25 protein-coding genes and 3 tRNA genes are annotated in these 26,938 nt (G+C 60.0%); 18 read left to right on the forward strand and 10 right to left on the reverse strand.

Translation table 11 applies throughout. The features are described from left to right. Positions 1–16 precede the first annotated feature (16 nt). The 4 genes from QMK47_RS14685 to nudC all read left to right on the forward strand — a co-directional run bounded on the left by QMK47_RS14685 (position 17) and on the right by nudC (position 6,473). A complete protein-coding gene (locus tag QMK47_RS14685; RefSeq protein WP_214512842.1) occupies positions 17–3,121 on the forward strand; it encodes an efflux RND transporter permease subunit in 3,105 nt (1,034 codons plus the stop codon). After that, on the forward strand, positions 3,118–4,608 hold the full coding sequence (locus QMK47_RS14690) for an efflux transporter outer membrane subunit (protein WP_258691169.1): 1,491 nt from the start codon (positions 3,118–3,120) through the stop codon (positions 4,606–4,608). The genes QMK47_RS14685 and QMK47_RS14690 overlap by 4 nt, the downstream gene beginning before the upstream one ends. 215 nt (positions 4,609–4,823) lie before the next feature. Further along, complete coding sequence (locus tag QMK47_RS14695) at positions 4,824–5,636, forward strand: crotonase/enoyl-CoA hydratase family protein (protein WP_320390485.1); 813 nt, start codon at positions 4,824–4,826, stop codon at positions 5,634–5,636. Positions 5,637–5,642: 6 nt separating this feature from the next. After that, positions 5,643–6,473: an NAD(+) diphosphatase gene (gene nudC / locus QMK47_RS14700; protein WP_320390486.1), complete on the forward strand. Its 831-nt coding sequence runs from the start codon at positions 5,643–5,645 to the stop codon at positions 6,471–6,473. On the opposite strand, the gene QMK47_RS14705 is transcribed toward nudC, so the two are convergent. Next, positions 6,441–7,220: a TSUP family transporter gene (locus QMK47_RS14705; protein ID WP_092143641.1), complete on the reverse strand. Its 780-nt coding sequence runs from the start codon at positions 7,218–7,220 to the stop codon at positions 6,441–6,443. The genes nudC and QMK47_RS14705 overlap by 33 nt on opposite strands. 393 nt (positions 7,221–7,613) lie before the next feature. On the opposite strand from QMK47_RS14705, the gene QMK47_RS14710 reads away from it, so the two are divergent. From QMK47_RS14710 to QMK47_RS14720, 3 genes are all read left to right on the forward strand, one after another. Then, positions 7,614–7,687 (forward strand) — tRNA-Cys (locus tag QMK47_RS14710). 193 nt (positions 7,688–7,880) lie between these two features. Continuing rightward, positions 7,881–7,967 (forward strand) — tRNA-Leu (locus QMK47_RS14715). Between the two features lie 193 nt (positions 7,968–8,160). Next, positions 8,161–8,607, forward strand: coding sequence for a hypothetical protein (locus tag QMK47_RS14720; RefSeq protein WP_413817780.1), 447 nt, complete (start codon positions 8,161–8,163; stop codon positions 8,605–8,607). Between the two features lie 117 nt (positions 8,608–8,724). On the opposite strand, the gene QMK47_RS14725 is transcribed toward QMK47_RS14720, so the two are convergent. Next, positions 8,725–9,087: an NUDIX hydrolase gene (locus QMK47_RS14725; protein WP_003201745.1), complete on the reverse strand. Its 363-nt coding sequence runs from the start codon at positions 9,085–9,087 to the stop codon at positions 8,725–8,727. Positions 9,088–9,372: 285 nt separating this feature from the next. On the opposite strand from QMK47_RS14725, the gene QMK47_RS14730 reads away from it, so the two are divergent. Then, positions 9,373–9,558 carry a hypothetical protein gene (locus QMK47_RS14730; RefSeq protein ID WP_253474650.1) on the forward strand — a complete coding sequence of 62 codons (186 nt, stop codon included), beginning with the start codon at positions 9,373–9,375 and terminating at the stop codon, positions 9,556–9,558. 88 nt (positions 9,559–9,646) lie between these two features. Beyond that, complete coding sequence (locus QMK47_RS14735; RefSeq protein ID WP_320390487.1) at positions 9,647–9,874, forward strand: PLD nuclease N-terminal domain-containing protein; 228 nt, start codon at positions 9,647–9,649, stop codon at positions 9,872–9,874. Positions 9,875–9,899: 25 nt separating this feature from the next. Here QMK47_RS14735 and QMK47_RS14740 read toward each other — a convergent pair whose 3' ends face one another. From QMK47_RS14740 to QMK47_RS14750, 3 genes are all read right to left on the reverse strand, one after another. Continuing rightward, a complete protein-coding gene (locus QMK47_RS14740; protein ID WP_253474653.1) occupies positions 9,900–10,325 on the reverse strand; it encodes a hypothetical protein in 426 nt (141 codons plus the stop codon). Between the two features lie 121 nt (positions 10,326–10,446). Beyond that, positions 10,447–10,677 carry a hypothetical protein gene (locus tag QMK47_RS14745; RefSeq protein ID WP_003201752.1) on the reverse strand — a complete coding sequence of 77 codons (231 nt, stop codon included), beginning with the start codon at positions 10,675–10,677 and terminating at the stop codon, positions 10,447–10,449. A gap of 154 nt (positions 10,678–10,831) precedes the next feature. Beyond that, positions 10,832–11,086 carry a DUF6555 family protein gene (locus QMK47_RS14750; protein WP_003201754.1) on the reverse strand — a complete coding sequence of 85 codons (255 nt, stop codon included), beginning with the start codon at positions 11,084–11,086 and terminating at the stop codon, positions 10,832–10,834. A 230-nt stretch (positions 11,087–11,316) separates the two neighbouring features. On the opposite strand from QMK47_RS14750, the gene QMK47_RS14755 reads away from it, so the two are divergent. Together QMK47_RS14755 and QMK47_RS14760 are read left to right on the forward strand one after the other, a co-directional pair. Further along, positions 11,317–12,216, forward strand: a complete 900-nt coding sequence (locus tag QMK47_RS14755; protein WP_320390488.1) for a polysaccharide deacetylase family protein — start codon at positions 11,317–11,319, stop codon at positions 12,214–12,216. A 103-nt stretch (positions 12,217–12,319) separates the two neighbouring features. Further along, on the forward strand, positions 12,320–12,511 hold the full coding sequence (locus QMK47_RS14760; protein ID WP_013693334.1) for a hypothetical protein: 192 nt from the start codon (positions 12,320–12,322) through the stop codon (positions 12,509–12,511). Positions 12,512–12,650: 139 nt separating this feature from the next. Here QMK47_RS14760 and QMK47_RS14765 read toward each other — a convergent pair whose 3' ends face one another. The 3 genes from QMK47_RS14765 to QMK47_RS14775 form a co-directional block, all read right to left on the reverse strand. Further along, positions 12,651–14,447 carry a DAHL domain-containing protein gene (locus QMK47_RS14765; protein ID WP_258691174.1) on the reverse strand — a complete coding sequence of 599 codons (1,797 nt, stop codon included), beginning with the start codon at positions 14,445–14,447 and terminating at the stop codon, positions 12,651–12,653. A 267-nt stretch (positions 14,448–14,714) separates the two neighbouring features. Further along, complete coding sequence (locus tag QMK47_RS14770; RefSeq protein ID WP_253474662.1) at positions 14,715–15,569, reverse strand: prohibitin family protein; 855 nt, start codon at positions 15,567–15,569, stop codon at positions 14,715–14,717. Positions 15,570–15,693: 124 nt separating this feature from the next. Next, a tRNA-Ser gene (locus QMK47_RS14775) sits at positions 15,694–15,781 on the reverse strand. Between the two features lie 124 nt (positions 15,782–15,905). On the opposite strand from QMK47_RS14775, the gene QMK47_RS14780 reads away from it, so the two are divergent. Then, complete coding sequence (locus QMK47_RS14780; protein WP_214512834.1) at positions 15,906–16,577, forward strand: Bax inhibitor-1/YccA family protein; 672 nt, start codon at positions 15,906–15,908, stop codon at positions 16,575–16,577. 261 nt (positions 16,578–16,838) lie between these two features. On the opposite strand, the gene QMK47_RS14785 is transcribed toward QMK47_RS14780, so the two are convergent. Both QMK47_RS14785 and QMK47_RS14790 read right to left on the reverse strand, forming a co-directional pair. After that, the gene (locus tag QMK47_RS14785; RefSeq protein ID WP_003201764.1) at positions 16,839–17,117 is read right to left on the reverse strand and encodes a DUF1652 domain-containing protein; all 279 of its coding nucleotides are present in this window, start codon (positions 17,115–17,117) and stop codon (positions 16,839–16,841) included. A gap of 191 nt (positions 17,118–17,308) precedes the next feature. Then, complete coding sequence (locus QMK47_RS14790; protein ID WP_258691175.1) at positions 17,309–18,772, reverse strand: MFS transporter; 1,464 nt, start codon at positions 18,770–18,772, stop codon at positions 17,309–17,311. Positions 18,773–18,904: 132 nt separating this feature from the next. Here QMK47_RS14790 and QMK47_RS14795 point away from each other — a divergent pair, with 132 nt between their 5' ends. The 6 genes from QMK47_RS14795 to QMK47_RS14820 all read left to right on the forward strand — a co-directional run bounded on the left by QMK47_RS14795 (position 18,905) and on the right by QMK47_RS14820 (position 26,802). Continuing rightward, entirely contained in the window at positions 18,905–19,810 is a 906-nt protein-coding gene (locus tag QMK47_RS14795) for a LysR family transcriptional regulator (RefSeq protein ID WP_258691176.1), read from the forward strand. 332 nt (positions 19,811–20,142) lie between these two features. Continuing rightward, on the forward strand, positions 20,143–21,600 hold the full coding sequence (locus tag QMK47_RS14800) for a serralysin family metalloprotease (RefSeq protein WP_320390489.1): 1,458 nt from the start codon (positions 20,143–20,145) through the stop codon (positions 21,598–21,600). Positions 21,601–21,731: 131 nt separating this feature from the next. Continuing rightward, the gene (locus QMK47_RS14805) at positions 21,732–22,169 is read left to right on the forward strand and encodes an AprI/Inh family metalloprotease inhibitor (RefSeq protein ID WP_413817730.1); all 438 of its coding nucleotides are present in this window, start codon (positions 21,732–21,734) and stop codon (positions 22,167–22,169) included. Between the two features lie 138 nt (positions 22,170–22,307). Next, a complete protein-coding gene (locus QMK47_RS14810; protein WP_320390532.1) occupies positions 22,308–24,107 on the forward strand; it encodes a type I secretion system permease/ATPase in 1,800 nt (599 codons plus the stop codon). Further along, the gene (locus QMK47_RS14815; RefSeq protein WP_320390490.1) at positions 24,104–25,438 is read left to right on the forward strand and encodes an HlyD family type I secretion periplasmic adaptor subunit; all 1,335 of its coding nucleotides are present in this window, start codon (positions 24,104–24,106) and stop codon (positions 25,436–25,438) included. Before QMK47_RS14810 ends, QMK47_RS14815 begins: the two co-directional genes overlap by 4 nt. Positions 25,439–25,452: 14 nt before the next feature. Next, the gene (locus tag QMK47_RS14820; RefSeq protein WP_258691180.1) at positions 25,453–26,802 is read left to right on the forward strand and encodes a TolC family outer membrane protein; all 1,350 of its coding nucleotides are present in this window, start codon (positions 25,453–25,455) and stop codon (positions 26,800–26,802) included. The last annotated feature ends 136 nt before the right edge of the window (positions 26,803–26,938 follow it).

Genomic DNA, 26,938 nt, shown 5'->3' on the forward strand with positions numbered 1-26,938 from the left:
TCTGGAGCGGCCGTCAATGAACCTCTCCGGCCCCTTCATCCGTCGCCCCGTAGCAACCATGCTCCTGAGCTTCGCCATCATGCTGCTCGGTGGTGTGAGCTTCGGGCTGCTGCCGGTTGCGCCGCTGCCGCAAATGGATTTCCCGGTGATCGTGGTCCAGGCCAACTTGCCAGGGGCCAGCCCCGAGGTGATGGCTTCGACGGTGGCTACGCCCCTGGAGCGTTCCTTCGGCGCCATCGCCGGGGTCAACACCATGAGCAGCCGTTCCAGCCAGGGTTCTACCCGCGTCATCCTGCAATTCGACCTGGATCGTGACATCAACGGTGCCGCCCGGGAAGTGCAGGCGGCCATCAATGCGTCGCGCAACCTGTTGCCCAGCGGCATGCGCAGTATGCCGACCTATAAGAAGGTCAACCCGTCCCAGGCGCCGATCATGGTGCTGTCGCTGACCTCGGATGTGTTGAAAAAAGGCCAGCTCTACGACCTGGCTTCGACCATCCTGTCCCAGAGCCTGTCCCAGGTTTCGGGCGTCGGCGAGGTACAGATCGGCGGCAGCTCGTTGCCGGCGGTGCGCATCGAACTGGAACCACATCTGCTCAACCAGTACGGCGTGGCCCTCGATGATGTGCGCACCGCCGTTGCCGATAGCAACGTGCGCCGGCCCAAGGGGTCGGTGGAGGACGATCGGCGCATGTGGCAGGTCCAGGCCAACGATCAACTGGAGAAGGCCAAGGACTACGAAACGCTGATCATCCGTTACCAGGATGGCTCGGTACTGCGACTCAAGGACGTGGCGAAAGTCACCGACAGCGTCGAGGATCGCTACAACAGCGGTTTCTTCAACAACGATGCCGCCGTGTTGCTGGTGATCAACCGCCAGGCCGGGGCCAACATCATCGAGACGGTCAACGAAATCAAGGCGCAACTGCCGGCGTTACAGGCCGTGCTGCCGGCCAGCGTCAAGCTGAACCTGGCGATGGACCGCTCGCCGGTGATCAAGGCCACCCTGCATGAAGCGGAAATGACCTTGCTGATCGCCGTGGCCCTGGTGGTGCTGGTGGTGTTCCTGTTCCTCGGCAACTTCCGCGCCTCGCTGATCCCGACCCTGGCGGTGCCGGTGTCGCTGGTGGGCACGTTTGCGGTGATGTACCTGTACGGTTTCTCCCTGAATAACCTGTCCTTGATGGCGTTGATCCTCGCGACCGGGTTGGTGGTGGACGATGCCATCGTGGTGCTGGAGAACATTTCCCGGCATATCGACGAAGGCGTCCCCCCTATGACGGCGGCGTACAGGGGGGCTGAAGAGGTGGGTTTCACCTTGCTGTCGATGAACGTCTCGCTGGTGGCGGTGTTCCTGTCGATCCTGTTCATGGGCGGGATCATCGAGAGCCTGTTTCGCGAATTTTCCATCACCCTGGCGGCGTCCATCGTGGTTTCGCTGGTGGTCTCGTTGACTCTCACACCGATGCTTTGTGCCCGTTGGCTCAAGCCTCACGTGCCGGGGCAGGAAAACCGCCTGCAGCGCTGGAGCCAGCGGCTCAATGAGCGGATGGTCCGTGGCTACGCCATCAGCCTGGACTGGGTGCTGCGCCATCGACGCCTGACCTTGTTGAGCCTGCTGGTGACCATCGGCGTGAACGTCGCGTTGTATGTGGTGGTGCCGAAAACCTTCATGCCGCAGCAGGACACCGGCCAGTTGATCGGTTTTGTACGCGGCGACGACGGGCTGTCGTTCAACGTGATGCAGCCGAAGATGGAAATTTTCCGCCGCGCCGTGCTCAAGGACGAGGCGGTGCAAAGCGTCGCCGGTTTCATCGGTGGCAACAACGGTACCAACAACGCCTTCATGCTGGTGCGCCTCAAGCCGATCAAGGAGCGTAATATTTCTGCACAAAAGGTCATCGAGCGCCTTCGTAAAGAAATGCCCAAGGTCCCCGGCGCTCAGTTGATGTTGATGGCCGACCAGGACCTGCAGTTCGGTGGCGGTCGCGAGCAGACCACCTCGCAGTATTCCTACATCCTGCAAAGCGCTGACCTGGCGTCGCTGCGCGCGTGGTATCCCAAGGTCGTGGCGGCCTTCCGGGCCTTGCCGGAACTCACCGCCATCGATGCCCGCGACGGTGGTGGGGCGCAACAGGTGACGCTGGTGGTGGACCGCGACCAGGCCAAGCGCCTGGGCATCGACATGGACATGGTTACCGCAGTGCTCAACAACGCCTACAGCCAGCGGCAGATCTCGACCATCTACGACAGCCTCAACCAGTACCAGGTGGTGATGGAGGTCAATCCCAAGTATGCCCAGGACCCGAGTACCCTCGAGCAGGTCCAGGTGATCACCGCCGATGGCGCGCGCGTACCGCTGTCGGCCATTGCCCACTACGAGAACAGCCTGGAGGACGACCGGGTCAGCCATGAAGGCCAGTTCGCGTCCGAGGGCATTTCCTTCGACATGGCCGAAGGTGTCACGGTGGAGCAGGGCACCGCGGCCATCGAGCGGGCACTTGCCAAGCTTGGGTTGCCCGAGGATGTCATCGCGAAAATGGCCGGCACCGCCGATGCGTTCGCCGCCACCCAGAAGAGCCAGCCGTTCATGATCCTCGGGGCATTGCTGGCGGTGTACCTGGTGCTGGGTGTGCTCTATGAAAGCTACATCCATCCGCTGACCATCCTGTCTACGTTGCCATCGGCCGGGGTCGGCGCGTTGCTGTCGATCTACGCGCTGGGTGGCGAGTTCAGCCTGATCTCGCTGTTGGGGCTGTTCCTGCTGATCGGCGTGGTGAAGAAAAACGCCATCCTGATGATCGATCTGGCGCTGCAACTCGAACGCGCCGGGCAGACGCCGCTGGAGTCGATCCGCAGCGCTTGCCTGCTGCGGTTGCGGCCAATCCTGATGACCACGCTGGCGGCGATCCTTGGCGCCTTGCCGCTGTTGCTCGGTGCTGCCGAGGGCTCGGAAATGCGCCGGCCACTGGGCCTGACCATCATCGGTGGGTTGGTGTTCAGCCAGGTACTGACGCTCTACACCACCCCGGTGGTTTACCTCTATCTCGACAAACTGCGCCATCGCTTCAATCGCTGGCGCGGCGTGCGCACTGATGCTGCCCTGGAAACTCCGCTATGACCGACCGTTCGCCTTTCAATCTTGTCGCAACACTGGCGACTGCCCGTGGCTCGCGGGTGCTGAGCCTGGTGCTGTGCGTGGCGATGCTCAGTGCCTGTGCCGTCGGCCCGGATTATCAACGTCCCCAGGCCGCCGCCCCGGTGCAATACAAGGAGGCCCAGGGCTGGCGCCAGGCCAACCCCAGCGATGCGTTGGCCAGGGGCGCCTGGTGGGAGCTGTACGGCGATGCGCAACTCAATGGCCTGGTGGACCAGCTCAATGCGTCCAACCAGACCGTGGCCCAGGCCGACGCCCAGTACCGGCAGGCCCGGGCACTGGTGCGCAACGCCCGTGGCGCATTTTTCCCCACCGTGGACCTGACCGTTGGCAAGACCCGCTCCAGCCAGGGCACCGGCAGCAGCAGTTCGAGCCTGAGCAGTTCGTCCAGCGGCATTCGCGATACCTATAACGCCCAGGCCGGCGTCAGCTGGGAGGCGGACGTATGGGGCAAGTTGCGCCGCACCCTGGAAGCCGACGAGGCGAGCGCGCAAGCCAGTTTTGCCGACCTGGCGGCGATGCGCCTGAGCCAGCAATCGGAACTGGTGCAGAACTACTTGCAGTTGCGGGTGATCGATGAACAGAAGCGCCTGTTGCAGACCACCGTCGACAACTATCAGCGCTCCCTGAAAATGACCGAAAACCAGTACCGCGCCGGGGTGTCCGGCAAGGATGCGGTGGCCCAGGCGCAAAACCAGCTCAAGACCACCCAGGGCGACCTGATCGACCTGATCTGGCAACGGGCCCAGTTTGAAAACGCCATTGCCGTGCTGGTCGGCCTGCCGCCGGCCGAGTTCAACCTGGCCGAGACCCAGGACATCCCGTCGCTGCCGCAGATCCCGGTGGCGCTGCCGTCGCAACTGCTCGAACGCCGGCCGGATATCGCCTCGGCAGAACGCTCGGTGATGGCCGCCAACGCCAACATCGGGGTTGCCAAGGCCGCGTATTACCCAGACCTGACCCTGAGCCTCAGTGGCGGCTACAGCAGCAGTACCTACGACAACTGGGTGAGCGTGCCGAACCGCTTCTGGTCGGTAGGGCCACAACTGGCGATGACGCTGTTCGATGGCGGCCAGCGTTCGGCAGAGGTCGACCGTACTGTCGCAGCCTACGACCAGACCGTCGCGACCTATCGCCAGACCGTGCTCGACGGCTTGCGCGAGGTGGAAAACTACATGATCCAGCTCAAGGTGCTGGAAGACGAAGCCCGCGTACGCCAGGAAGCCCTGGACGCCGCCCGGGAATCCCTGCGCTTGACGCAGAACCAGTACAAGGCAGGGTTGATTGCCTACCTCGACGTGGTGACCGTCCAGGCGACGGCCTTGAGCAATGAGCGCAGTGTGCTGAGCCTGCAGCAGAGTCGATTGATTGCCAGCGTGCAGTTGATTGCGGCGCTGGGGGGTGGTTGGGACGGGCAACTGCAGGCGAGCGAACAAGCTCCAGCGGACTGATACCCACCACTGTCCCTGTGGGAGCGAGCTTGCTCGCGATAGCGGTGGGTCAGCTTGCAGAAATGTTGACTGAGCTGGCCCCATCGCGAGCAAGCTCGCTCCCACAATGGCTTGCGGTGAGGTCAGTCCCGCTTTTGGCCGATGCACTGCCTACGTCCTGTCGCGCTGGCTTGTTATAGTTCAAGCCTCTTTTCAGCCGGTAAAGGATCACTGCCATGTCGCAATACCAAGCGTTCAACGTCGAACTTGCAGACAACATTGCCCATGTGCAGATCAATCGCCCGGAAAAGATCAATTCGATGAACGCCGCGTTCTGGAGCGAGATCATCGAGATCTTCCAATGGATCGACGACACCGATGCTGCACGGGTGGTGGTGCTGAGCGGCGCCGGCAAGCATTTTTCCTCGGGGATCGACCTGATGATGCTGGCGGGCGTGGCCAACGAGCTGGGCAAGGACGTAGGGCGCAATGCACGCCTGCTGCGGCGCAAGATCCTGCAACTGCAAGCCTCGTTCAACGCCGTGGACAACTGCCGCAAACCCGTGCTCGCGGCGATCCAGGGCTACTGCCTGGGCGGGGCCATCGACCTGATTGCCGCCTGCGACATGCGTTACGCGGCCGAGGACGCCCAGTTCTCCATCAAGGAGATCGATATCGGCATGGCCGCCGATGTTGGCACACTGCAACGCTTGCCCCGGATCATCGGGGACGGCATGCTGCGTGAACTCGCTTATACGGGGCGCACCTTCGGTGCCGACGAAGCGCGCAACATCGGCCTGGTCAATCGTGTCTACAGCGACACCGCCAGCCTGCTCGACGGCGTGATGGGCATTGCCCGGGAAATCGCCGCCAAGTCGCCGATTGCCGTGACCGGTACCAAGGAAATGATCAGCTACATGCGCGACCACCGCATCGACGACGGCTTGGAATACGTCGCCACCTGGAACGCCGCCATGTTGCAATCGACCGACCTGCGCGTGGCCATGGCCGCCCATATGAGCAAACAGAAACCTGAATTTCAGGATTGATTGACCATGATTTCACGCTGGACCACCGCAGTACTCGATACCGCTCTTGCTGGCGGCTGGGCCGTTGCCCGTAGCCCTGAGGGCTTTCTGTTCGATGACAACGGCGCGCTGTTTCCCCGCGAATGGCTCAAGCGCCAAGACCTGTCGATTCTCGCCGAGCACGGCATCGGTCACCTGGATGGCGAACCGGTCTACCTGTTGGAGCTGCACAGCCCACTGGCCATTCCTGGCTGTAACTGGAAAGGCCTGCGGGCGTTCATGCTCGAGGATGACCACACACTCTACAAAGTGTTGGGCTATGCCGCGCAGATCGGCACCTGGGCTCGCGAGCATCGTTTCTGTGGCAGTTGCGGCAAGCGCATGAGCCAGATTCCGTTGGAGCGGGCCATGTATTGCGATGTCTGTGAGCTGCGGCACTATCCGCGGATTTCACCGAGCATGATCGTGTTGATTACCCGCGGCGACGAAGTCCTGCTGGCCCGTTCGCCGCGTTTCGTCCCGGGCGTCTACAGCACCCTGGCGGGGTTTGCCGAGCCTGGCGAGTCGGCTGAGGATTGCCTGGTGCGCGAGGTTCGCGAAGAAGTCAGCATCGAGGTGAAGAACATCCAGTACATGGGCAGCCAGTGCTGGCCGTTCCCCCATTCGATGATGCTCGGTTTCCACGCTGAATATGCCGGTGGCGACATTGTGCCCCAGGAAGATGAAATCGAGGACGCCCAGTGGTTCAACGTCCATGACCTGCCACCGTTGCCGGCTTCGCGCTCCATCGCCCGCTACCTGATCGACCTGTATGTGGCGCGGCGCTTAGGCCACGCTGAACCAGTGCTGCCAGGCTAGGCGCACGGTCAAGCCCAGCACCACGGTGATGAACACCGGTCGGATGAACTTCGCACCGCCGCTGATGGCGGTGCGAGCGCCGAAGAACGCGCCGATCATCACCGACAGGCCCATGCTCAGGCCGATGACCCAGTCCACTTGCCCGGAAAAGATGAACACCGACAGCGCCGCGATGTTGCTGACGAAGTTCATGCTGCGGGCCACACCGCTGGCCTTGACCAGATCAATGGGGTAGAGCAGCAGGCTGCTCACCGTCCAGAACGCCCCCGTACCCGGCCCGGCCACGCCGTCATAAAAACCCAGGCTAAAGCCTTGGGGCGACTGCCATGTCTTCTTGATCGGTGCGTCGCTGTCCAGTGGTGCCTTGGGCGTGCCGCCGAACAACAGGTACAAACCGCAGGCGAAGACGATCACCGGCAGCATCTTGTTCAGCCACTCGGCGGGCAAGTAATGGGCGACGATGGCGCCGGTCAGGGCCCCGACCAGGGTGCCGACGAGGGCATGAGTCCACTGCCTTGGGTGGAACAGCTTGCGCTTGTAGAAGGTGAAGCTGGCCGTCGCCGAGCCGAAGGTCGAACTGAGTTTGTTGGTCCCCAGGACCAGATGAGGCGGCAAGCCTGCCGTCAGCAGGGCTGGCGTGGTCAGCAACCCACCGCCACCGGCAATGGCATCGATGAAACCGGCAATGAAGGCGACAACAGCAAGGATAGCGAGGGTAGTGAGGTCAACGCTGAGTTCAAAAGGCATGGAATAGGCTTATTTAGCAGGTCGCAGAAGGGCTGCGGGGAAGGCCGGTATGTTACCCATAATGGTGCAGGGCTGCGACAGCCTCTAGGATCGGCGACATTCCCGTGGCGAGGAAGCTTGCTCCCGCGGGGCTGCGCAGCAGCCCCAAAAGCCTTCCACCCGCCACCTGACAGCCGAATGTGTTTGTCTGGCGGAAGCTGGGCCGCTGGACGATTTTTTTTTGAAATCAAGGGGTTGTCAGCCTAGGCAAATGAGTACATAATTGCGCCCATCGAACGCACTGAGACGTAAAAAATCTCAATGTTTTCAAGGAGATAGCGGCACCTAGATGCCCTGTATCCTTTTCAGGTTTGTACCGCGGTTGATGTAGCAGCATCGCATCAAGCGTTCTGAGGCCGAATAGCAAAATGGTTATGCAGTGGATTGCAAATCCACCTACGCCGGTTCGATTCCGACTTCGGCCTCCACTTTTAAAAAGCTCTGTAGATCTATGATTTACGGAGCTTTTTTATTTGCGAAGCATTGAAAGCTTTTGTCTTGAAAAGGACATGAGCTACCTTGCTTCGCAGGGGAGGGATGTATATATTCCCCCTCTTGCTGCACCAGCCAGCACATCGGCCATTGGATTTTGCCGATGTTTCCATGGCTAACCGCGCTACCGCCCGAATGGCGAAACTGGTAGACGCATGGGACTTAAAATCCCCCGCTCGTAAGGGCGTGCCGGTTCGATTCCGGCTTCGGGCACCATCTAAAATCAAGGGTTTGCGGGCGAAAGCTAATGCAAACCCTTGTTCGTTTCTGCTTCTGGAAATTGCTGCGGAAATGGAGTCCAAGCCTGCGGGTATTTTCAAGCGCAAGCCTCTACACTGGGTGTCGAGATCCTTTAACCATGGAGAGGTATCGAGTGAAAACAATCGCAACGATGAGTCTATTGGCCTTGATGAGCAGCAGCGCTGACGCTGGGGAGACAACCTCCGTTGATGGGAAAACGCTGGCCGTGAACTTTGGCGAGCCGACCGTCAAGCAGGTTCTGCACTATCGGAAAATGTACGATAAGAAGCCTTTTCCCGATGCAGAAATTTATTACTACAGCAACGGTTTGTACAAGATCATCTCTCAGGGAGAAAACCATTACGGTGTCTACGTCTTGCAGGGCCAACACACCGACGAGACATACACCGTGAAGTTCATCTCCCTGCCTTCCCCGGACTGGGGAAATAAAACGGCGTATCACCAGCTCACCTTTATTCGAGGTGATGCACAAAACGTATTTATCCAGAACGCAATTGTCGACACTGGCGAGGCGATAGCCCAGCAGAATGGGACCTATACGCAGGAAAAAAATACTGTGGTGAATCCGATCAGTACTGCCTGGCAGAAGAAGTGAGCCCGTTGTCCCCAGCGGTTTGAGGGCAGACTTTTGATCATCTAATATTTATAAAACAATGGGTTGCATGATATTCCTCATGCAACCTGTTTGGTGCTGACCGTCGGTACCGGCGCCTTACAACCGCCGCCGAAACGCCTCGAGAATGTCCCGCGTCCCCTTTTTCATTTGCAGTTGGGCAATGGCGTCCAGCGGGTGCCAGAGGCAATCGCTGATTTCATTCTGTGGCTTGGCCGCCGTCGAGTCGCTGACCGATGCTTCGAACACATGATGTTCGGTCTGCCCGTCACTGATTCGCATCAAGTAGAGCAGGTTCTCGACGTCCAGGCCGGTTTCCTCTGCCAACTCCCGGATGGCTGCCCCTGCATGGGTTTCGCCGCGCTCGACGGTACCGCCTGGCAACGCCCAGCGGCTATTGGCTTTGCGAACCAGGAGGATGTGGCGATTTTCCTCGCAGATGACGGTCGCTCGAATTTTCATGGAGGTGCTCGATCTGTGACTGTCATTAAAGTGAAATATAACTGCAATATTTGCGCCTGGCATTAGCTGCTTCGTTCAAATGTCGAGTTTTTCAAGGTCTTATCCACTACGACCGCGACGGAACGGGAAACACTGAGCTTATTTGTGCCTGTCATCGCTTCACTCAATCTCTCCGACCGCTAGCACTAGGTTTTCGACCGGTTATCGCCTCAAATGAATCAGCTTCAAAAAAATGAATCCATGTTGGGTGCATTGGCCGGCCCCGATAGGGGAAGGAAGCGAGAAATGACCACCGTTGAAGACTTCAAGCTCAAATCCCATGAGCTCCTGGTAGAGCTCGATACGGCGACATCGGAAATGATGAAGCTCATATGTGTTCATCAAATGAGCGGATCGACCTGGGATGAGGCGGTCCAGCGTCAACATGAGGCCTATGAGCAATGGGTCGCTTATCTGAACGAGCGGGGATAGCTGCCAATGCGCGTCCCGAAGGTGCAAATTCTTTGAACGGCGCCTCAACGGCTCTGCCTAATCCTTGAACCGACAAGAGGATTAGGCCATGTCTGAATTAGCCAGTTATTTCTGGATCGCTGTTGCGGTGCTTTTGCTGCTCGTCGATTTGTGGGCGATCGTCAGTGTCTTTCGAAGCGACAAGTCGGTCGGGACCAAGGCGGGCTGGGCCCTGCTGCTGATCGTTTTGCCAGTGCTGGGCCTGGTCATCTGGGGCGCAGCCGGGCCTCGCGGAGTCAAGGAAGGTCCGTCATCGCCAGAGCACAGCAAGGGCTAGCCGAGAAGCGGCTGTGGGAGCCACCTCACCGGTTTATCCAATTGCCGCCGGTGGTTTCGCAGTCTTCCTGGGCCTGCTGCAACTGCTCGACGCCGTAGTAGTACCACGTCACTTTTGCATTATCGGGAAGGGTGGCCGACCCACCGCGCTTGTCCTTGCTGGTTGCGTGCGGGTTGGCCAACGCTTCCTGGGTCGGCTTCGCCTGGCATGTCGCCACGTATCCCTCGGCACAACGCTCGACTTTACGCTTTTGGGTCGTGAGCGTTCCCTTGCTTTCATTGCTGCAAGACCAATCGAGGGTTTCGGCGGGCATGCCTTTATATTCGTAGCAACTGTGGCTTTCGATCACTGGAACGGCCTGGCTCTGGGACCGTGTGATGACGTCGCAGCCTTGGGCCAAGGCGGCGGCGGGGCTCGCGCAAACGATCAATAGCAGGATTCTGGCATTCATGAGTTTCTCCCTTTGCGGATTCTGCACCGGTGCCTATCCATTTCGAGGTGCAAAAAAAGCCCACGTTCCATCAGTTTTCCAACCGGTAGAACTCAGGGAGAAACGGGGCTGGCGCAGCGCGTCAGCGAAACTTGGGTAGAGGGGGTTCAGCAGGCTTGAGCGACGTCAGCGCGCTCTGGATCGACGGAGCGTCCTTGTCGATGTCGTTGAGCCGGTCCCGGATGCGCACTGCGGTGGGATGCCCACCTTGGTGGTCGACCCAGTCGGCGATTTCCTTGCAGGCTGCCGTGAGCCTGGCCTGACGCGATTCGAGCAAGGTGAGCAGGGTGGTGATGGACTCTTTTTCGGACATGTCACACCTCCATTCAGGGGTTGATGAGGCAGCACAAAACCCGCCAGGGGGGCGGGCTGCGCCGTGGTTTAAGCGTAGTTGAGTTATTTCAGGTCCGTCGAAGAATCCGGCGTCCGGCTAGACAGCCGGCGTGCCGGAAACAATCCCTGTGTTGTCAGCTGGACTCCTTGACCCAGGACGGCGTGACGCTCGCCCGCCAGCGCACGTCGGTAATACCGTATTTCTCAGCAAGGGGCTTGGAGACCCGCTTGACCTTTTCTCTCCCGAATTTCGGTATGCGCCCGACCCCTGCGTCGCAACTGGCCCAATGCCAAGCCTCGGAGTTATTCATCACTTCTGCGCGAATAATGAATGACTTGGGTTCGCCATGGAGTATGTAGTCGATGATGTAAAGCGATGGCCCGCCCATAAATCCTCCCTAATTAGTCCTATACGGATGGATACAAAGGCATTCGGAAAATTCCATCGAATTTCCAGACGGTCAAATTAATTCCGCCCAGGCTCATGCATCGAGCAGCAGCAAAACAGTCGGAACTCGCGGCAAGGAACCAAACCCGGTTACCCTTCTCCAAGATGAGCTTCAACACCATGGGCCAGGGATCAAAGGCGACGCAGTGCGGCATCAACAAAAGGCAAAACATGAAAAACATCGCCAGGGTGCTGTTCATCGCAGCCCTCGCCATCGGTTTGTCGGGCTGCATTGGCGCCCCCATCGAACTGACGCCGCAAACCGAGCAACGCTTGCGCGAACAACCCCCGATCCGTTTCCTGCTGACATTCGATGATGGGCCCAGCGCCTCGTCTATCTGGAACCCTAGCCTGGAGGTGCTCGACGCACTGGCAGACAATCCGGTACAGCCCGGCATCAAGGCGGTGTTTTTCCTGCAGACCCGCGCACCACGGGCCGGTGGCAGTGATATTGGCCGCTCGGTAATGCGCCGTGAACAGCAGGAAGGTCATGTGCTGGCCTTTCATACGGCGACCTACTGGCACACCAATCACCGGTCGCTGAGCCCTGATGAGCTGGAGCAATCGCTCAGCAATGGCGGGAGCGATATCGCCGCCATTAGCGGCGCGGCACCGATCTTGGTGAGGCCGCCATTCTGGAGCTTCGACAAGCGCACCGCGGCCGCCTACCGACAACATGGCCTGCACATTCTGTTGACCGACTTGAGCGCAAATGACGGCAAAGTCTGGGGCATCACCATGAGCCCGCGGCGGCGGATCAACCTGACCCGGCAACTTTCCGAAGTGCGCGAGCGCATCGCCGCCGGGCAACTGCCAGCGGTGGACGGAGTTATTCCGGTGGTGGTGACGTTTCACGACATCAATCGTTATACCGCCCGGCATGCTCGCGAATACCTGCAAATCCTGCTCGACAGTGCCAAGGCTACCGGCGTGAGGACCGACGCCAAGCCATTCTATGATGACCACCAGGCGCTGGAGCGAGCAGCCTTGGCCCGGACAGTCGATCACAGCACCGAGCCCGTGCATTTGCCGGGGCTGTGGGACTGGTTGTGGGATTCGGACTCCCACTGAGGGCGCCACGAATGCGGCGGGTGTCGCGACATTCGGTTGGTCGCCCGGCGCAATCCGCGTGTATGGTAGGCCGTGCACCCTTGGTTAAAGTCGGAGGTGACCAATGAGTACTGCGATGCTGACGAAAATGCACATCAACGGTTATGACGTGCTTAGCGTAAACAGCGGCCCGTGGAGGGTCTGCACCCAGGCTGACCGGTTGGGTTCCTTTGCTTCCCGTGAGGAAGCGCTGGCCTACGCCGCCGCGTTGCCGACCCGAAGGGCCCGTAGCGGCCGGCCTGTAAACACGAAATAGATGGGGCCGGTACATCCAACCTCTTGGTGACAGGTAGGCCGCTATCGCGAGCAAGCTCGCTCCCACGATTTTTCCGGTTGTTCACCAAAAATCCCCAGTGGGAGCGAGCTTGCTCGCGATGGCGTTGGGTCAGGCGTGATCAGGCGCGGGCCAGTTCCAGCGGGACTTCCAGGGTAAACAGGGCGCCTTGCCCCGGTCCGTCGCTCTGTACATGGAGGCGGCCATTCATTTCAACCGCCGCCAGGGCGCAGCTGTGCAAGCCAAACCCATGGCCGTCCTTGCGGGTCGTAAAACCGTGATTGAAGATGCGGGCCAGGTTCTCCGGGGAAATGCCTTCGCCTCGGTCCTTGACGCTCAGGCTCAGTGTCGTTTCGTCGAGGATGCGGATCCCCAGGGTCATCTCCCGCGGATGCTCGCTGATGTGCGACATCGCGAATTTGGCGTTGCTGATCAGGTTGATCAGGATCAGCAGCAACCTGTGCTTGTCCCCCATGATCGCAGGAACGTCCTGATATTCCTTGATGACGGTGACGTGATGCCGACTGAGCGCGCCCGAGTTCATGCGTAGCGCATCTTCGAACAGATCGCTGACATTGAGCGGTTCGATCAGCCTGGCGGCCCCTGCATAGGTTTGTTGAGTGGTGACGATTTCCTTGATGTGATCGATGCTCTTGGTCAACTGCGCCAGCTCATCGATAAGCACGGTTTGTTCTGCGGCGATGGAGTCGACCAGTTCGTTGAAGTAACGCGGCAGCAACCGACCTTTTTCATCATGGGTGATGAACTGGCCAAGATCTTCGGCATGTTCATTCATCATTTTGACCGCCTTGGTGAGCCCGATCGTCTTGCTGTTCCTCAACTTGCGGGTTACGAGTTCGGCTGAAATGTTCACGCTGTTGAGCACATTCCCGACGTTGTGCAACACATTCGTGGCTATTTCGGCCATGCCCGCCATTCGGGCCGCATCCACCAGTTCGCGCTCGGCCTCCATCAGCTCGCGGGTGCGCTCCTGCACGCGCTCTTCGAGCCGCTCGTTGGACGTTTGCAGTTGCTGGTTGATCTGGTTGATGACGGCGTAACTGCGAACCAGCCGCACCGCCAGGTAGATCATCAACAGCGCCATGAGGCTGGCACACGCGCCCAGGTAGATATGGTATTGACGGTCCGCAGCGGCGGTCCTGCGCTGGGTCTCGTTCAATAGTTCGGTGATGCTGTCCAGTTCCTGGGCCACTGGAATCACGCTGATGCGATCCAGCAGATCATTGACGATCGGTTGTTCCTGGATAACAGATTTGACGTGCTGGGCCAGGGCAATGAAAAGGGGCTGGCTGGTCGCGGGCAGTCGGTCGACGTACTTCTCCAGATCACTCAATTGGCGCTGCACTTCCTCGGCTTTGTCCGAGGTGACATAAAGTGCGTACTCCAGCGTCGTCAGTGTCAGCTCACGAACATTGGAAGCTGTTGCCAGACGTTCCGTCGGGCTTTCGGCGCTCATCCCGTCGAGCAAGGTTTGAATACCGTCCTCGACGATCGGCAACTCATCCAGGGCGGTGCGTAGATTGGCGTTGTGTTGCTGGAATTGATCGACCAGCACCGTTTTGTTCTTGACCGCGTCCACGTAGCCGTTGCGTCTGGATGCCCAAAGAGCTGCCAGTGGGCCAGTGTTATTGAGCTGCTCCAACTGCTCCCATCGACTGCCGGCCTCAAGCGGCGGTGCCAACGACAGGTTGTTGTTCACGCCGATCTTTTTCCTGAGGATCTTGACGTTCCAGTTGGCGTCGGCCTGCTTGAGCTGGCGAATGAAGTCGCGGGATTCGAAGTAGGTCGATGAGTCGTACGTGTATGACTTGATCAAAAAGAATATCAGTGCAGCAAACACAATCAGCGCGACGGCCAATAGGGCGGGCCATTTATATTTTTTGATAATAGTGGTCACGCTATTCTCCTGTTCAGGGCGCTTATCGAAGGAGTCGGTGAATTCCCGAGGGGGGAGAGATGCTCAAGGGAGGAGCCGGAAGAGGGGAAAGGTAAACGTCGTACGGGTTGGTGTGCCGGTTTGCTGTGGCCTGGGTACACGTTGGGCTCCCTGCTAACGATGAACGTCGGGTTCATGGCTGAGTGTAGCGCTAACGAGAGGGGCGATGCTGCTGCGCGAGTGCGCCGCAGTGAAGCAGGCGCGGCCGGGCAGGCCGCGCCTGTGGCGTTACTTGATGTCGATGAAGGGCAGGGTGCCGTTTGGCAGCACGGTGGTTGGCAAGACGCCATTCCAGCGTTCGGCCTTGGTCAGTTCCACCAGGTTCTGGTTGCTGGCCAGGGCCTGGGCCCGCGCCTTGATGGCTTCAGCTTCGGCTTTGCCGCGCAACTCAGTCGCCAGTGCATCGGCCTTGGCCTGCGCAACTTGCGAATCGGCCTCTGCCTGGGCCTGGGTCACGCGAATCTGTGCTTGCACCTGTTCGGTGGCTAGCTGTTGCTCGCGGGTCTTGACCTGGACTTCCGCGGCCATGCGCGCTTCGATGGCTTTTTCATAGGCATCACTGAAGTCAATGTTCTCGACCTGGACGCTGTCGATGATCACGGGGCCGGTAATGGTGGCCTTGATGGCCGTGGAAATATCGTTGACCAGTTGGACGCGGTTCTGCACGGCAGCCACGGCGTTGAACTTGCCGAATACGTTTTCCACCTGGGTAGGCACTTGGCGGCTGATCATCCGGTCGCGGATACCTTCCAGGTCCTTGAACTGGGTATAGACCTTCGCGACATCGGAAGGCGCGATATGCCAGGACACGGACACCTTGAGCTGGGCGGACTGTTGGTCCTTGCTGTAGGCCTGCAGGTCTTCATAAGCCGTCACTTGGCTCTGGACGCTGATCAGTCGTACCGACTCGATAAATGGCGTCTTGAAGGAAAGTCCCGGTTCAATGACGCCGACCAGCGCCCCGTTGCGCAGCAGCACACCACGCTCGGTTTCGTCGATCGTGTACCAACTGCCAAAGAACACGCACAACAGGACGATGCTCGCGATTGCAGCAAGGATGGAACCGATGGTTTTACTGGTCACTTTTCTTTCCTTGATTGGCTGGGGAGGGTTTGCCATAGCTGTGTCCAATGTTGAAGCTGCAATCGGCATTCTGAATGCCAGACACGAAAAAGCCCTGAATAATCAGGGCTTTAACGTTAGAAAATGGCGGAGGCGATGGGATTCGAACTCATGGACCTGTTACAGTCGACGGTTTTCAAGACCGTTGCCTTAAACCACTCGGCCACACCTCCGTATTGCGTTGCGGGCGCCATAATACCCGAATGAAACACACTGTCAAACTCTCTACGTAGCTTGTTACAGAGCGTCTGTTATGATCCTTGCCACTGAATGTTTCAAAACCGGAGGAGTGTCGCCATGCGCGAACAGGATTACGCAGTGAACAACAGCGTGCAGGCTGAGCAGCTAGAGGTTAGCCGCGTCCTGCGCAACACTTATGGCCTGCTGGCACTTACGCTCGCTTTCAGCGGTGTGATGGCCTACGTCGCACAACAGATGCGGGTGGGTTACCCGAACGTGTTCGTCGTGCTGATCGGTTTCTACGGCCTTTTCTTCCTCACCAACAAACTCCGTGATTCGGCCTGGGGCCTGGTGTCGGCTTTCGCCCTGACCGGCTTCATGGGCTTTTTGCTCGGCCCGATCCTCAATCGCTACCTGCAAATGCAGGGCGGTGCCGAAGTGGTCAGCTCGGCCTTCGCAATGACCGCACTGGTATTTGGTGGCCTGTCGGCCTACGTGCTGATTTCCCGCAAGGACATGAGCTTCCTGGGTGGCTTCATCACCGCAGGTTTCTTCGTGTTGCTGGGGGCGACGCTGGCCAGCTTCTTCTTCCAGATCAGCGGCCTGCAACTGGCGATCAGCGCCGGCTTCGTGCTGTTCTCGTCTGTCTGCATCCTGTATCAGACCAGCGCCATCATTCACGGCGGCGAGCGTAACTACATCATGGCTACCATCAGCCTGTATGTATCGATCTACAACCTGTTCGTCAGCCTGCTGCAGCTGTTCGGCCTGATGGGGCGTGACGACTGATTGCATTTGTGATGAGTGAGCAGCCCGCTTTGGCGTGATGCTGTTCACATAGAAACAACGGCGTTTTTCAGAAATGAAAAGCGCCGTTTTTTTTGGTTTTAGGTGCGTTTTTTTGGGGGGCATATCCGTTACCGCAGAAACGGATATACACCCCAAAGCAAGAAAATCCCGAGCCCTCTCAAAAAAAACGGCACCTCCCTTGGAAAAAGGGAAGTGCCGCTTTTGGAACCTAGGTGAACGGTATCGCCACACAAAGTGGACTTAAGAGGCAAACCGCCGCAACCCCACCGGTGGTACAAAGGCTTCCAGCTCAGCCTCCACCGCCTCGATTATTCGTTCAACATCCGGGGCATTCATCACAGTTGCGCAGGGGATACCCGCAATGGCGATCATGGTCTCGCCGCTGGCACGGTCAAACAGCCGGGCAACCATGCTGCCAGGCGCATCCATGCTCGCTTCGAATCCCATGGGATGGAAGTGCCAGCGCATCAACTGGCAAGCGTTGGGGAACGTAACCTTGCTGAAAGATCCTTTATTCATGTTGCCCGCCTTCTTCAATCGAGCGCTTCCTTTTGCTCATGTCAGGAAGGAAGAGCCATCATGGCTCTACCAGTGAGAACTAAAAATAGCACCTGAAAATGAAGCTCATGTGGATTTTTTCAGTCCATTTTGCGATTGGTTCACTTTTTTTGATCTGGATCACGACTTAAGCGGCTATGTACAGAATGCCATCACGCTTGACTGGGGTTATCCCGAGACTCGGGCAATGGCTCTGGCACGTGGCTTTTCCAGGCGATGAGCAGGGCCAGGATCATCATCGCCAGGGCGACGGCGAAGGTCGTGTGCAGACCGTTCGTCACGGCGGCAGGACTGGCGCGGGTGATGTCATTCGTCGCCGCCGCGGCTGCAAACACCGCGCCGAGCACGGAGGCTCCGGTGAAAAACCCCAGGTTGCGCGACAGGTTGAGCAGCCCGGCGATGACGCCTCGCCTCTGGGCAGCTACATCGGCCATGACTGCCGTGTTGTTGGCCGTCTGGAAGAACGCGTAGCCGAGGGTCGTCACCACGATGGCCGCGAGGTAGCCGACGGTGCCAAGGGCAGGGGGAACCAGTGACAGCATCAGGCAGCCGAGGACCATGGCCCCCAGGCCGGCGAGCCGCATGGGCTGCACGCCGAAGCGATCCGCCAGGCGTCCGGCAGGCACTCCGGCCAACGCCGCGACAGCTGGGCCTGCGGCCAGCGCCAGCCCCACGAAGACCGCCGGCAGTCCGAGGGTGATGGACAAGTAAAAAGGCCCCACCAGCAGCGTCGCCATCATGACCGTCGCAACCAGGGCGCTCGTCGCCAGGCCTGATACCAATGATTTGTCGCGAAACACCGTCAAGGGAATCAACGGCGATAAGGCCCGGGACTGGGCCCGAATGAACAGCCCGCCGCCCACGAGTGCGATCAGCAGCAACGCAAGATTCAATCCGCCAAAGCTTCCGCGTCCGGAAGTCATGGACAAGGCATAGGCGGCGAGCGTCATTGCCAACAGCAATGTACCGGTTACATCGAAGCGGGTTCCTTCGGGCTTCGGCGGCACTTCACGCACCGGTAGCGAATACCACGCCAGCCCTAGCGTCAGCAGGCCGAGAGGGATATTGACCAGGAACAAGGCCGGCCAACCGAACCCGCTGATCAACATGCCGCCAAAGGACGGTCCGAGGGCCGTGCCCACTGCCGACAGCGTTGCCAGCAGCCCCATGGCACTGCCGGTTTTTCCCTGATCGACCGTTTCGCCAACCAGCGCCAGGGTCAGCGTCATCATGATGGCGGCCCCCAGGCCTTGCAGCGCCCGACCTGCGACCAATAGCCAGAGCGAGGGCGCCAAGCCGCATACCGCCGATGCCAAGGTGAACAGGGCGATACCGGCCAATAGCAGCTTGCGCCGGCCCATCAGGTCTCCCAAGCGGCCAACACTGACAATCAGCGTGGTGATGGCCAGCAGATAGGCCAGCACCACCCATTGGATCTGCTGGAAAGAGGCCCCGAGCACCTCGGCCAGCGTCGGCAGTGCCACCGCAGCCACACTGGCGCCAAGGGAGGCTAGCAGCGTCGAGAGCGCAAGGCTGGCCAGGGCCCAACGAGGTGAAAAGAGCCGGTGTGCGGGCGCGGTTGCCGGCCGGCTTTGTTGCGTGTTGACGGGTTTCATCGTGTCACCTGTATCCGTGGCGCTCGAAACGGAGCTGTCAGAACGTTACGCCTGGGCATAACATGGCGGAAGACGCAGCATTTGCACGTTATAGCTGCAGCAAACGCCATCTGTTCAATTCGAGATACCGCCATGTCCTCGCCTGACCTCAATCTGCTCATCACCCTTGATGTGCTGCTCTCGGAAGGCAGCGTGGCCCGGGCCGCCCGGCGCTTGCAGCTGAGCCCGTCGGCCATGAGCCGGGCACTGGCGCGGCTGCGTGAAACCACCGGTGACCCGCTGTTGGTTCGGGCCGGGCGAGGGCTGGTGCCGACGCCCCGTGCGCTGGAATTGCGCGAACAGGTCAGCCACCTGGTGCAGCAGGCCCAGGCGGTGCTGCGGCCAGTGACGACCCCGGATCTTGGCCGCTTGAGCCGAACTTTCACGTTGCGCACCCGCGAAGGGTTCGTGGAGAACTTTGCCATCGACCTGATCACTCGCATTCACGAACAAGCGCCCGGCGTGCGCCTGCGTTTCGTGGAAAAGACCGACCGCGACAGCACGGCGCTTCGCGAAGGCACCGTGGACCTGGAGACCGCCGTCGTGGACAAGGACACCAGCCCGGAACTGCGAACCCAGGCGTTGTTCAGCGACCGCTTGATTGGCGTAGTGCGCGCGGGACACCCGCTGAGCCAGACAACAGTGAGCGCCGCCGGTTATGCCGCAGGTGGGCATGTCGGTGTGTCGATGCGCGGCCTGGATCATGGCCTCATCGACCAGGCCCTGGCGGCGCTGAATCTGTCCCGGGAAATCGTCACCACCGTGCCAGGCTTTTCCTCGGCGCTGGGACTGGCCCGCTCCAGTGACCTGATCGCCAGCGTGCCTGAACGCTACACCGCGAGCCTGCGGATCGGCCTGCACAGTTTTACGCTGCCGTTTCCCGTGCCTGGGTTCACGATCGCCGTGCTCTGGCATCCGCGGATGGACGCCGATCCTGTGCATCGTTGGTTTCGAGGTTGTCTGCGAGAAGTGTGTGCACGTAAAACCGTAGAGGTTTAGTAGATATTCATTAATAGCATTACGCTGGCACTTAGTTGGCGAAAGTGCGACGCCGTACGCAAATTACTAGTTATCGATATTTAATATTTAAATAGATTTTTGTCCGACAATCCGCAACTCGGGCGATTTAGTCGGGGCACTAACGAGGCAGAACCCTATTGTTTATGGGCGTTAAGGGCAGTGCGTGAAATTGAACGAAAAAAATTGCTAGACGTTTGATTTCCAATTGTGTCAGGTTTCTTACGTCCTCATTGGGCGAGTGATAGGACGATCTCGCCAGAGATTGTCTGTCTGACTAAAACTGTTCCATTTGCAAACAAGGAAGTATGTTTATGTCGAAAGTCAAAAGCAGCGCTATTGATTCTGCCGAGCAACTCCTCTGGGCGCCGCAATCATTGGCGGCTGCCAGCAATGCGTTCAACCAGATCAATAGTTTCAGCCACCAATACGACCGGGGCGGTAACCTGACCGTCAACGGCAAACCGTCGTACTCTGTCGACGAGGCGGCCACTCAGTTGCTGCGCGACGGCGCGGCTTACCAGGACCGGGACGGCAGCGGCAAGATCGAGCTGACCTACACCTTCCTGACTTCCGCTTCTTCCAGCACCATGAACAAGCATGGGATCAGCGGCTTCAGCCAGTTCAGTGCGCAGCAGAAAGGCCAGGCAGCCCTGGCCATGCAATCCTGGGCGGACGTGGCCAATGTCACCTTCACCGAAAAAGCCAGCGGCGGCGACGGTCACATGACCTTCGGCAACTACAGTGGCGGCCAGGATGGCGCGGCGGCGTTCGCTTATCTGCCAGGGACGGGTGCCGGCTATGACGGGACCTCCTGGTACCTGATCAACAGCAGCTACACCCAGAACAAGAACCCGGACCTGAACAACTACGGCCGCCAGACCCTGACCCACGAAATCGGTCACACCCTCGGCCTGGCCCACCCCGGTGACTACAACGCTGGCGAAGGTAGCCCGACCTACGATGACGCCACTTATGGCCAGGACACCCGTGGCTACAGCGTCATGAGCTACTGGAGCGAAAGCAATACCGACCAGAACTTCAGCAAGGGCGGCGTCGAAGCCTACGCCTCCGGTCCGCTGATGGATGACATCGCGGCCATCCAGAAGCTCTACGGTGCCAACACCACGACCCGTACCGGCGATTCGACCTACGGTTTCAACTCCAATACCGGCCGCGATTTTCTCAGTGCATCTTCGTCGTCGGACAAAGTGGTGTTTTCGGTATGGGATGCGGGCGGTCGCGATACCCTGGATTTCTCAGGTTTCACCCAGAACCAGAAAATCAACCTCAATGACGCCTCGTTCTCCGATGTTGGCGGCATGGTAGGCAACGTCTCCGTCGCCAAGGGTGCCGTCATCGAAAACTCCATCGGCGGCGCGGGCAGCGACTTGCTGATCGGCAACACGGTGGCCAACGAGTTCAAGGGCGGCGCTGGGAACGACATCCTTTGGGGCGCTGGTGGCGCAGACAAGCTCTGGGGTGGCTCGGGGTCGGACACGTTCGTGTTCGCCGCCAGTTCCGATTCGCGGCCTGGGGCGACGGACCAGATTCTCGATTTCGTCAGCGGCCTGGACAAGATCGACCTGACCGGTATCACCAAGGGCGCGGGCCTGCACTTCGTGAGCGCGTTCACCGGTGCGGCGGGCGATGCGGTGTTGTCGACATCGGGTGGCAACAGCCTGCTGTCGGTGGACTTCTCCGGGCACGGCGTGGCTGACTTCCTGGTCAGCACCGTTGGCCAGGCAGCGGTCTCGGATATCGTGGCCTGATGCTAAACCCTGTAGGAGCTGTCGAGCGGAGCGAGGCTGCGATCTTTCCCCAGGCACCTGAGTCTCAAGCGAAAAGATCGCAGCCTCGCTTTGCTCGACAGCTCCTACAGGACCCCGGCCAGGATGGAAAAATGCGTAGAAAATTCATGCCCAGTAGCGTTCAGGCAACCGTCGGGTTGCTCGCTACGCTGATGATGTTTTGTGGAGAAGTCGCCATGGCGCGCAGCCTGTTGTTAGCAGAACCCTCGCAGTTGGCCGGTCAATGGCAGGCTGTTTTGTCGAGCCCGCAGGACAACGCGCAAACCCAGGCGATGCAGGACAAGCCGTCCAACAGTTGCCTGGTCGAACTCAAGATGGACCAGACCCTCGGCGGGCAAACCGACTGCCTGGGCCAATGGTTGGGGGATGAACCGGTTCGTTGGTTCACCGAGCCCGACGGACTTTCCCTGATTGGCAAACAAGACTCCAGGACTCACTTGGGGCTGCGTCAGGGAGACCATTATCAAATGACGTTGAAGTCCGGCTTGATACTCAGGCTTGAACGCAATAAATCCCAGAGTGCTCATTAACGAGTGAGTACAGTTGAGTCTTGATCGAAGTGCGCTTGTTTGAACAGGCGTGCTTTTCGGTGTGGGCCGAATTGAAAAACAAAGATTGGTAAGTTGAATAACGGCCCGTTCGCGGGCAAGCCAACAGCAAGGAAGATCATGAATAGGGTAAGGAGCGTTGCCGCGGTGCCGCTGTTTAAAGCGCTGGGCGATTATAAAAATATTCTGATCAGTGTTGGATGTTTTACCGCACTGATTAATGTCCTGATGCTCGCGCCTTCGATTTATATGCTCCAAGTATATGACCGCGGGTTGTCATCACAGAACGAGACCACGCTGGCGATGTTGTCATTGATGGTTGTCGGCTTCTTCGTATTCATCGGGCTGCTGGAAATGGTCCGCAGCTTCGTCGTCATCCGCATCGGCAGCCAGTTGGAGAGACGTTTCAATCTCCAGGTGTACAAGGCCGCGTTCGAGCGCAATCTGCGCCAGGGTGAAGGCAACGCCGGGCAATCGCTGGGCGACCTCACGCATATTCGCCAGTTCCTCACCGGGCCGGCGCTGTTCGCTTTCTTCGACGCGCCGTGGTTTCCCATCTATCTGCTGGTGATCTACCTGTTCAACGTGTGGCTCGGCGTTTTCGCCTCCGTCGGCACGCTGCTGCTGATCGGCCTGGCCTGCCTGAACGAGGCCATGACCAAAAAAGCCTTGGGGCAGGCCAGCGTCTACTCGCAACAATCCAGCCAACTGGCTACCAGCCATTTGCACAACGCCGAGACGATCCAGGCCATGGGCATGCTCGGCGCGCTGCGCAGCCGCTGGTTCGCCGTGCACTCACGGTTTCTCGGCCTGCAGAACCAGGCCAGCGACACCGGCGCGGTAATCAGCTCCCTGAGCAAGACCCTGCGCCTGTGCCTGCAATCGCTGGTGCTGGGCTTGGGCGCACTGCTGGTGATCAAGGGCGACATGACTGCCGGGATGATGATTGCCGGCTCGATCCTGATGGGACGGGTATTGAGCCCCATCGACCAGTTGATCGCCGTGTGGAAGCAATGGAGCGGCGCCAAGCTGGCTTACCGGCGTCTCGACGCGCTGTTGCAAGCGTTTGCGCCCCAGGATGACGGCATGACGCTGCCAGCGCCCAAAGGCCAGGTGAGCTTCGAACAAGTGAGCGCGGGACCACCTGGGCAACGCAGCGCGATGCTGCAGCAGGTCAGCTTCAGCTTGGCTGCCGGGGAAGTGCTCGGTGTGCTGGGGGCTTCCGGTTCCGGCAAGTCGACCCTGGCCCGAGTCCTGGTGGGTGTGTGGCCGACCCTCGCGGGTACGGTGCGCCTCGACGGGGCCGACATTCATCGCTGGAATCGCGAGCAACTCGGCCCGCACATCGGCTACCTGCCCCAGGACATCGAGCTGTTCAGCGGCAGTATTGCCGAGAACATCGCCCGGTTTCGCCAAGCCGATCCGCAAAAAGTCGTCTCTGCCGCGCAGCAGGCCGGGGTTCATGAGCTGATCCTGCGCCTGCCCCAGGGCTATGACACGGTGCTGGGGGAGGACGGCGGTGGTTTGTCCGGCGGGCAGAAACAACGGGTTGCGCTGGCCCGGGCGATGTACGACCGGCCGAGCCTGGTGGTGCTCGACGAACCCAACTCCAACCTCGACACGGTTGGCGAAGCGGCGCTCGCCAGTGCCATCGCGCAGATGAAGGCCCAGGGCACCAGCGTCGTGTTGGTCACCCATCGTTCCTCAGCACTGGCCCAGGCCGACAAGTTGTTGGTGCTCGACGAAGGCCGGCTACAAGCCTTCGGCCCAAGCCAGCAAGTGTTGCGGGCGCTGTCCGGCCAGTCGGGCTCACAGGACAACGCGCCGCGCAGCTCGCCGCCGAACAGCCCCCAGGCGACTCCCAACGGACTGAGCATGAGTCGCCAATACCAGGCCGCCAGCAAACCCGCTGGTGTATGAGCAAGGAGCGCGACATGAATCTCGAACATTCTCAGGACGTTGAGCACCCGGAGCGCGACGCCCGTTTCTTCACCCGCATGGGCTGGGCATTGGCGCTCGTTGGCGCGGGCAGTTTTTTCACCTGGGCCAGCCTCGCGCCGCTGGACCAGGGCATCCCCGTGCAGGGCACCGTGGTGGTTTCAGGCAAGCGCAAGGCGGTGCAATCGATGAGCAGCGGCGTCGTCAGCCGGATCCTGGTGCGCGAAGGCGAAGCGGTGAAGCAGGGCCAGCCGCTGTTCCGCCTGGACCAGACCCAGGCCGCCGCCGATGTGCAATCGCTACAGGCACAGTACCGGATGACCTGGGCGAGCCTGGCGCGCTGGCAAAGCGAGCGGGACAACCTGTTGCAGGTGAGTTTTCCGGCCGAGCTGAGTCGCGATCCCGATCCACGCCTGGCCCTGGTGCTTGAGGGCCAGCGGCAACTGTTCAGCAGCCGCCGCGAAGCCTTCGCCCGGGAACAGGCGGCGTTGCGTGCCAGCATCGAGGGCGCCGCGGCGCAATTGGCGGGCATGCGTCGGGCCCGCAGCGACCTGACCGCCCAGGCCGAATCCCTGCGCCTGCAACTGGGCAACCTGCAACCCTTGGCCGACAACGGCTACATCCCGCGCAACCGCTTGCTGGACTATCAACGCCAACTGTCGCAAGTACAGCAGGAACTGGCGCAGAACAGCGGCGAAAGCGGAAGGGTGGAGCAGGGGATCGTCGAGTCGCGGCTGAAGCTGCAGCAGCACAACGAGGAATACCAGAAAGAGGTGCGCAGCCAGTTGGCCGACGCCCAGCTCAAGAGCGAAACCCTGCAAGAGCAACTGAAATCCGCCGGCTTCGAGCTGCAGCACAGCGAAATCCTCGCCACCGCCGATGGCATCGCCGTCAACCTGGGGGTGCACACCGAGGGCGCGGTGGTGCGCCAGGGCGACACCTTGCTGGAAATCGTTCCCCAGGGCACGCGGTTGGAAGTGGAAGGGCATCTGCCGGTGCACCTGATCGACAAGGTCGGCCCGCATTTGCCGGTGGACATCCTGTTTACCGCCTTCAACCAGAACCGCACGCCGAGGGTGCCGGGGGAAGTCAGCTTGATTTCTGCCGACCAGATGCTCGATGAGAAGACCGGCGCGCCGTATTACGTCCTGCGCAGCAGCGTCAGCGACGTGGCGATGGACAAGCTCAACGGCCTGGTGATCAAGCCCGGCATGCCGGCCGAGATGTTCGTGCGCACGGGCGAGCGCTCGTTGCTCAACTACCTGTTCAAACCGCTGCTCGACCGAGCCGGCTCTGCGTTGACCGAAGAATAAGGATGTCCGGCGGTATGAAGCGTTTCTATTGGGTGGCCGTGCTGGCCGTTTCCGTGTGCAACAACGCCTGGGCCATGGGACCGTTCGAGTTCTACGAGCAGGCCCTGCGCAATGACCCGGTCTACCTGGGCGCGATCAAGGAGCGCGATGCGGGCCTGGAAAATCGCGCCATAGGCCGCGCCGGGCTGTTGCCGCACCTGGGCTACAGCTACAACAAGGGGCGCAACCAGTCCAAGGTCACGTACCTCAACGATCGCGGCGCCAGCCAGCATGACGATCGCAACTACAGCAGCTACGGCTCCAGCCTGACGCTGCAACAACCGCTGCTGGACTATGAGGCTTACGCCGCCTATCGCAAGGGCGTGGCCCAGGCGTTGTTCGCTGACGAAAGTTTTCGTGGCAAGAGCCAGGAGTTGTTGGTGCGGGTGCTGAGTCATTACACCCAGGCGCTGTTCGCCCAGGACCAGATCGACATTGCCCAGGCCAAGAAAAAGGCGTTCGAGCAGCAATTTCGCCAGAACGAGCATCTGTTTCGCCAGGGCGAAGGTACGCGCACCGACATCCTCGAGGCGCAGGCGCGTTATGAGCTGGCAATCGCCGAAGAGATCGAGGCACGCGATGAGCAGGATGCCGCCTTGCGTGAGCTGGGCTCGCTGATTGGCGTCCCGGCCCTGGATATCGGCGACCTGGCGCCGCTGCACGACACCTTCCAGACCTTTGCCTTGCAACCGGCCAGTTTCGACACCTGGCACGAGCTGGCGGTGAGCAATAACCCGAACCTGGCGTCCCAGCGCCAAGCGGTGGATGTGGCGCGTTTCGAGGTGGAGCGCAACCGCGCCGGGCACCTGCCCAAGGTCAGCGCCTACGCGACGATGCGCCAGAACGAATCGGAAAGTGGCAATACCTACAACCAGCGCTACGACACCAACACCATCGGCCTGGAAGTCAGTGTGCCGCTGTACGCCGGTGGCGGGGTCTCGGCGTCGACCCGCCAGGCCAGCCGCAACATGGAACAGGCCGAATACGAGCTGGATGCAAAGACCCGCGAGACGCTGATCGAATTGCGCCGCCAGTTCAGCGCTTGCGTATCGGGGATGAACAAACTGCGTGCCTACCAGAAGGCCCTGAGTTCCGCCGAAGCACTGGTGGTCTCGACCCGGCAAAGCATCCTCGGCGGCGAGCGGGTCAACCTCGACGCACTCAATGCCGAACAACAGCTCTACACCACCCGCCGCGACCTGGCCCAGGCCCGTTACGACTACCTCATGGCCTGGACCAAGCTGCATTACTACGCCGGCACCCTCGGCCCGCAGGACCTGGCGAAGGTGGATGAGGCGTTTGTGTCCCAGGCGTCAATTCAATGATCGGCGTGTTGCTTTTGTGGCCAGGGATTGTTCCCGCTGGGCTGCGCAACGGCCCCAAAAAAGCCTGCGAGCGCTTCGCACTCGAGCGGGAGCAAGCTCCCTCGCCACAAAAGCCAAGGCAAGCCACAAAGCCAAG

Origin of the sequence: Pseudomonas sp. P9_35, assembly GCF_034008205.1 — a bacterium.
Classification (GTDB): domain Bacteria; phylum Pseudomonadota; class Gammaproteobacteria; order Pseudomonadales; family Pseudomonadaceae; genus Aquipseudomonas; species Aquipseudomonas kilonensis.

What these genes read in the sequence shown, in the direction of transcription:
- QMK47_RS14685 (WP_214512842.1), top strand. Translation starts at nt 17, where the DNA reads ATGAACCTCTCCGGCCCCTTCATCCGTCGCCCCGTAGCAACCATGCTC.
- QMK47_RS14690 (WP_258691169.1), top strand. Translation starts at nt 3,118, where the DNA reads ATGACCGACCGTTCGCCTTTCAATCTTGTCGCAACACTGGCGACTGCC.
- QMK47_RS14695 (WP_320390485.1), top strand. Translation starts at nt 4,824, where the DNA reads ATGTCGCAATACCAAGCGTTCAACGTCGAACTTGCAGACAACATTGCC.
- nudC (WP_320390486.1), top strand. Translation starts at nt 5,643, where the DNA reads ATGATTTCACGCTGGACCACCGCAGTACTCGATACCGCTCTTGCTGGC.
- QMK47_RS14705 (WP_092143641.1), bottom strand. Translation starts at nt 7,220, where the DNA reads ATGCCTTTTGAACTCAGCGTTGACCTCACTACCCTCGCTATCCTTGCT.
- QMK47_RS14720 (WP_413817780.1), top strand. Translation starts at nt 8,161, where the DNA reads ATGAGCAGCAGCGCTGACGCTGGGGAGACAACCTCCGTTGATGGGAAA.
- QMK47_RS14725 (WP_003201745.1), bottom strand. Translation starts at nt 9,087, where the DNA reads ATGAAAATTCGAGCGACCGTCATCTGCGAGGAAAATCGCCACATCCTC.
- QMK47_RS14730 (WP_253474650.1), top strand. Translation starts at nt 9,373, where the DNA reads ATGACCACCGTTGAAGACTTCAAGCTCAAATCCCATGAGCTCCTGGTA.
- QMK47_RS14735 (WP_320390487.1), top strand. Translation starts at nt 9,647, where the DNA reads ATGTCTGAATTAGCCAGTTATTTCTGGATCGCTGTTGCGGTGCTTTTG.
- QMK47_RS14740 (WP_253474653.1), bottom strand. Translation starts at nt 10,325, where the DNA reads ATGAATGCCAGAATCCTGCTATTGATCGTTTGCGCGAGCCCCGCCGCC.
- QMK47_RS14745 (WP_003201752.1), bottom strand. Translation starts at nt 10,677, where the DNA reads ATGTCCGAAAAAGAGTCCATCACCACCCTGCTCACCTTGCTCGAATCG.
- QMK47_RS14750 (WP_003201754.1), bottom strand. Translation starts at nt 11,086, where the DNA reads ATGGGCGGGCCATCGCTTTACATCATCGACTACATACTCCATGGCGAA.
- QMK47_RS14755 (WP_320390488.1), top strand. Translation starts at nt 11,317, where the DNA reads ATGAAAAACATCGCCAGGGTGCTGTTCATCGCAGCCCTCGCCATCGGT.
- QMK47_RS14760 (WP_013693334.1), top strand. Translation starts at nt 12,320, where the DNA reads ATGAGTACTGCGATGCTGACGAAAATGCACATCAACGGTTATGACGTG.
- QMK47_RS14780 (WP_214512834.1), top strand. Translation starts at nt 15,906, where the DNA reads ATGCGCGAACAGGATTACGCAGTGAACAACAGCGTGCAGGCTGAGCAG.
- QMK47_RS14785 (WP_003201764.1), bottom strand. Translation starts at nt 17,117, where the DNA reads ATGAATAAAGGATCTTTCAGCAAGGTTACGTTCCCCAACGCTTGCCAG.
- QMK47_RS14790 (WP_258691175.1), bottom strand. Translation starts at nt 18,772, where the DNA reads ATGAAACCCGTCAACACGCAACAAAGCCGGCCGGCAACCGCGCCCGCA.
- QMK47_RS14795 (WP_258691176.1), top strand. Translation starts at nt 18,905, where the DNA reads ATGTCCTCGCCTGACCTCAATCTGCTCATCACCCTTGATGTGCTGCTC.
- QMK47_RS14800 (WP_320390489.1), top strand. Translation starts at nt 20,143, where the DNA reads ATGTCGAAAGTCAAAAGCAGCGCTATTGATTCTGCCGAGCAACTCCTC.
- QMK47_RS14805 (WP_413817730.1), top strand. Translation starts at nt 21,732, where the DNA reads ATGCGTAGAAAATTCATGCCCAGTAGCGTTCAGGCAACCGTCGGGTTG.
- QMK47_RS14810 (WP_320390532.1), top strand. Translation starts at nt 22,308, where the DNA reads ATGAATAGGGTAAGGAGCGTTGCCGCGGTGCCGCTGTTTAAAGCGCTG.
- QMK47_RS14815 (WP_320390490.1), top strand. Translation starts at nt 24,104, where the DNA reads ATGAGCAAGGAGCGCGACATGAATCTCGAACATTCTCAGGACGTTGAG.
- QMK47_RS14820 (WP_258691180.1), top strand. Translation starts at nt 25,453, where the DNA reads ATGAAGCGTTTCTATTGGGTGGCCGTGCTGGCCGTTTCCGTGTGCAAC.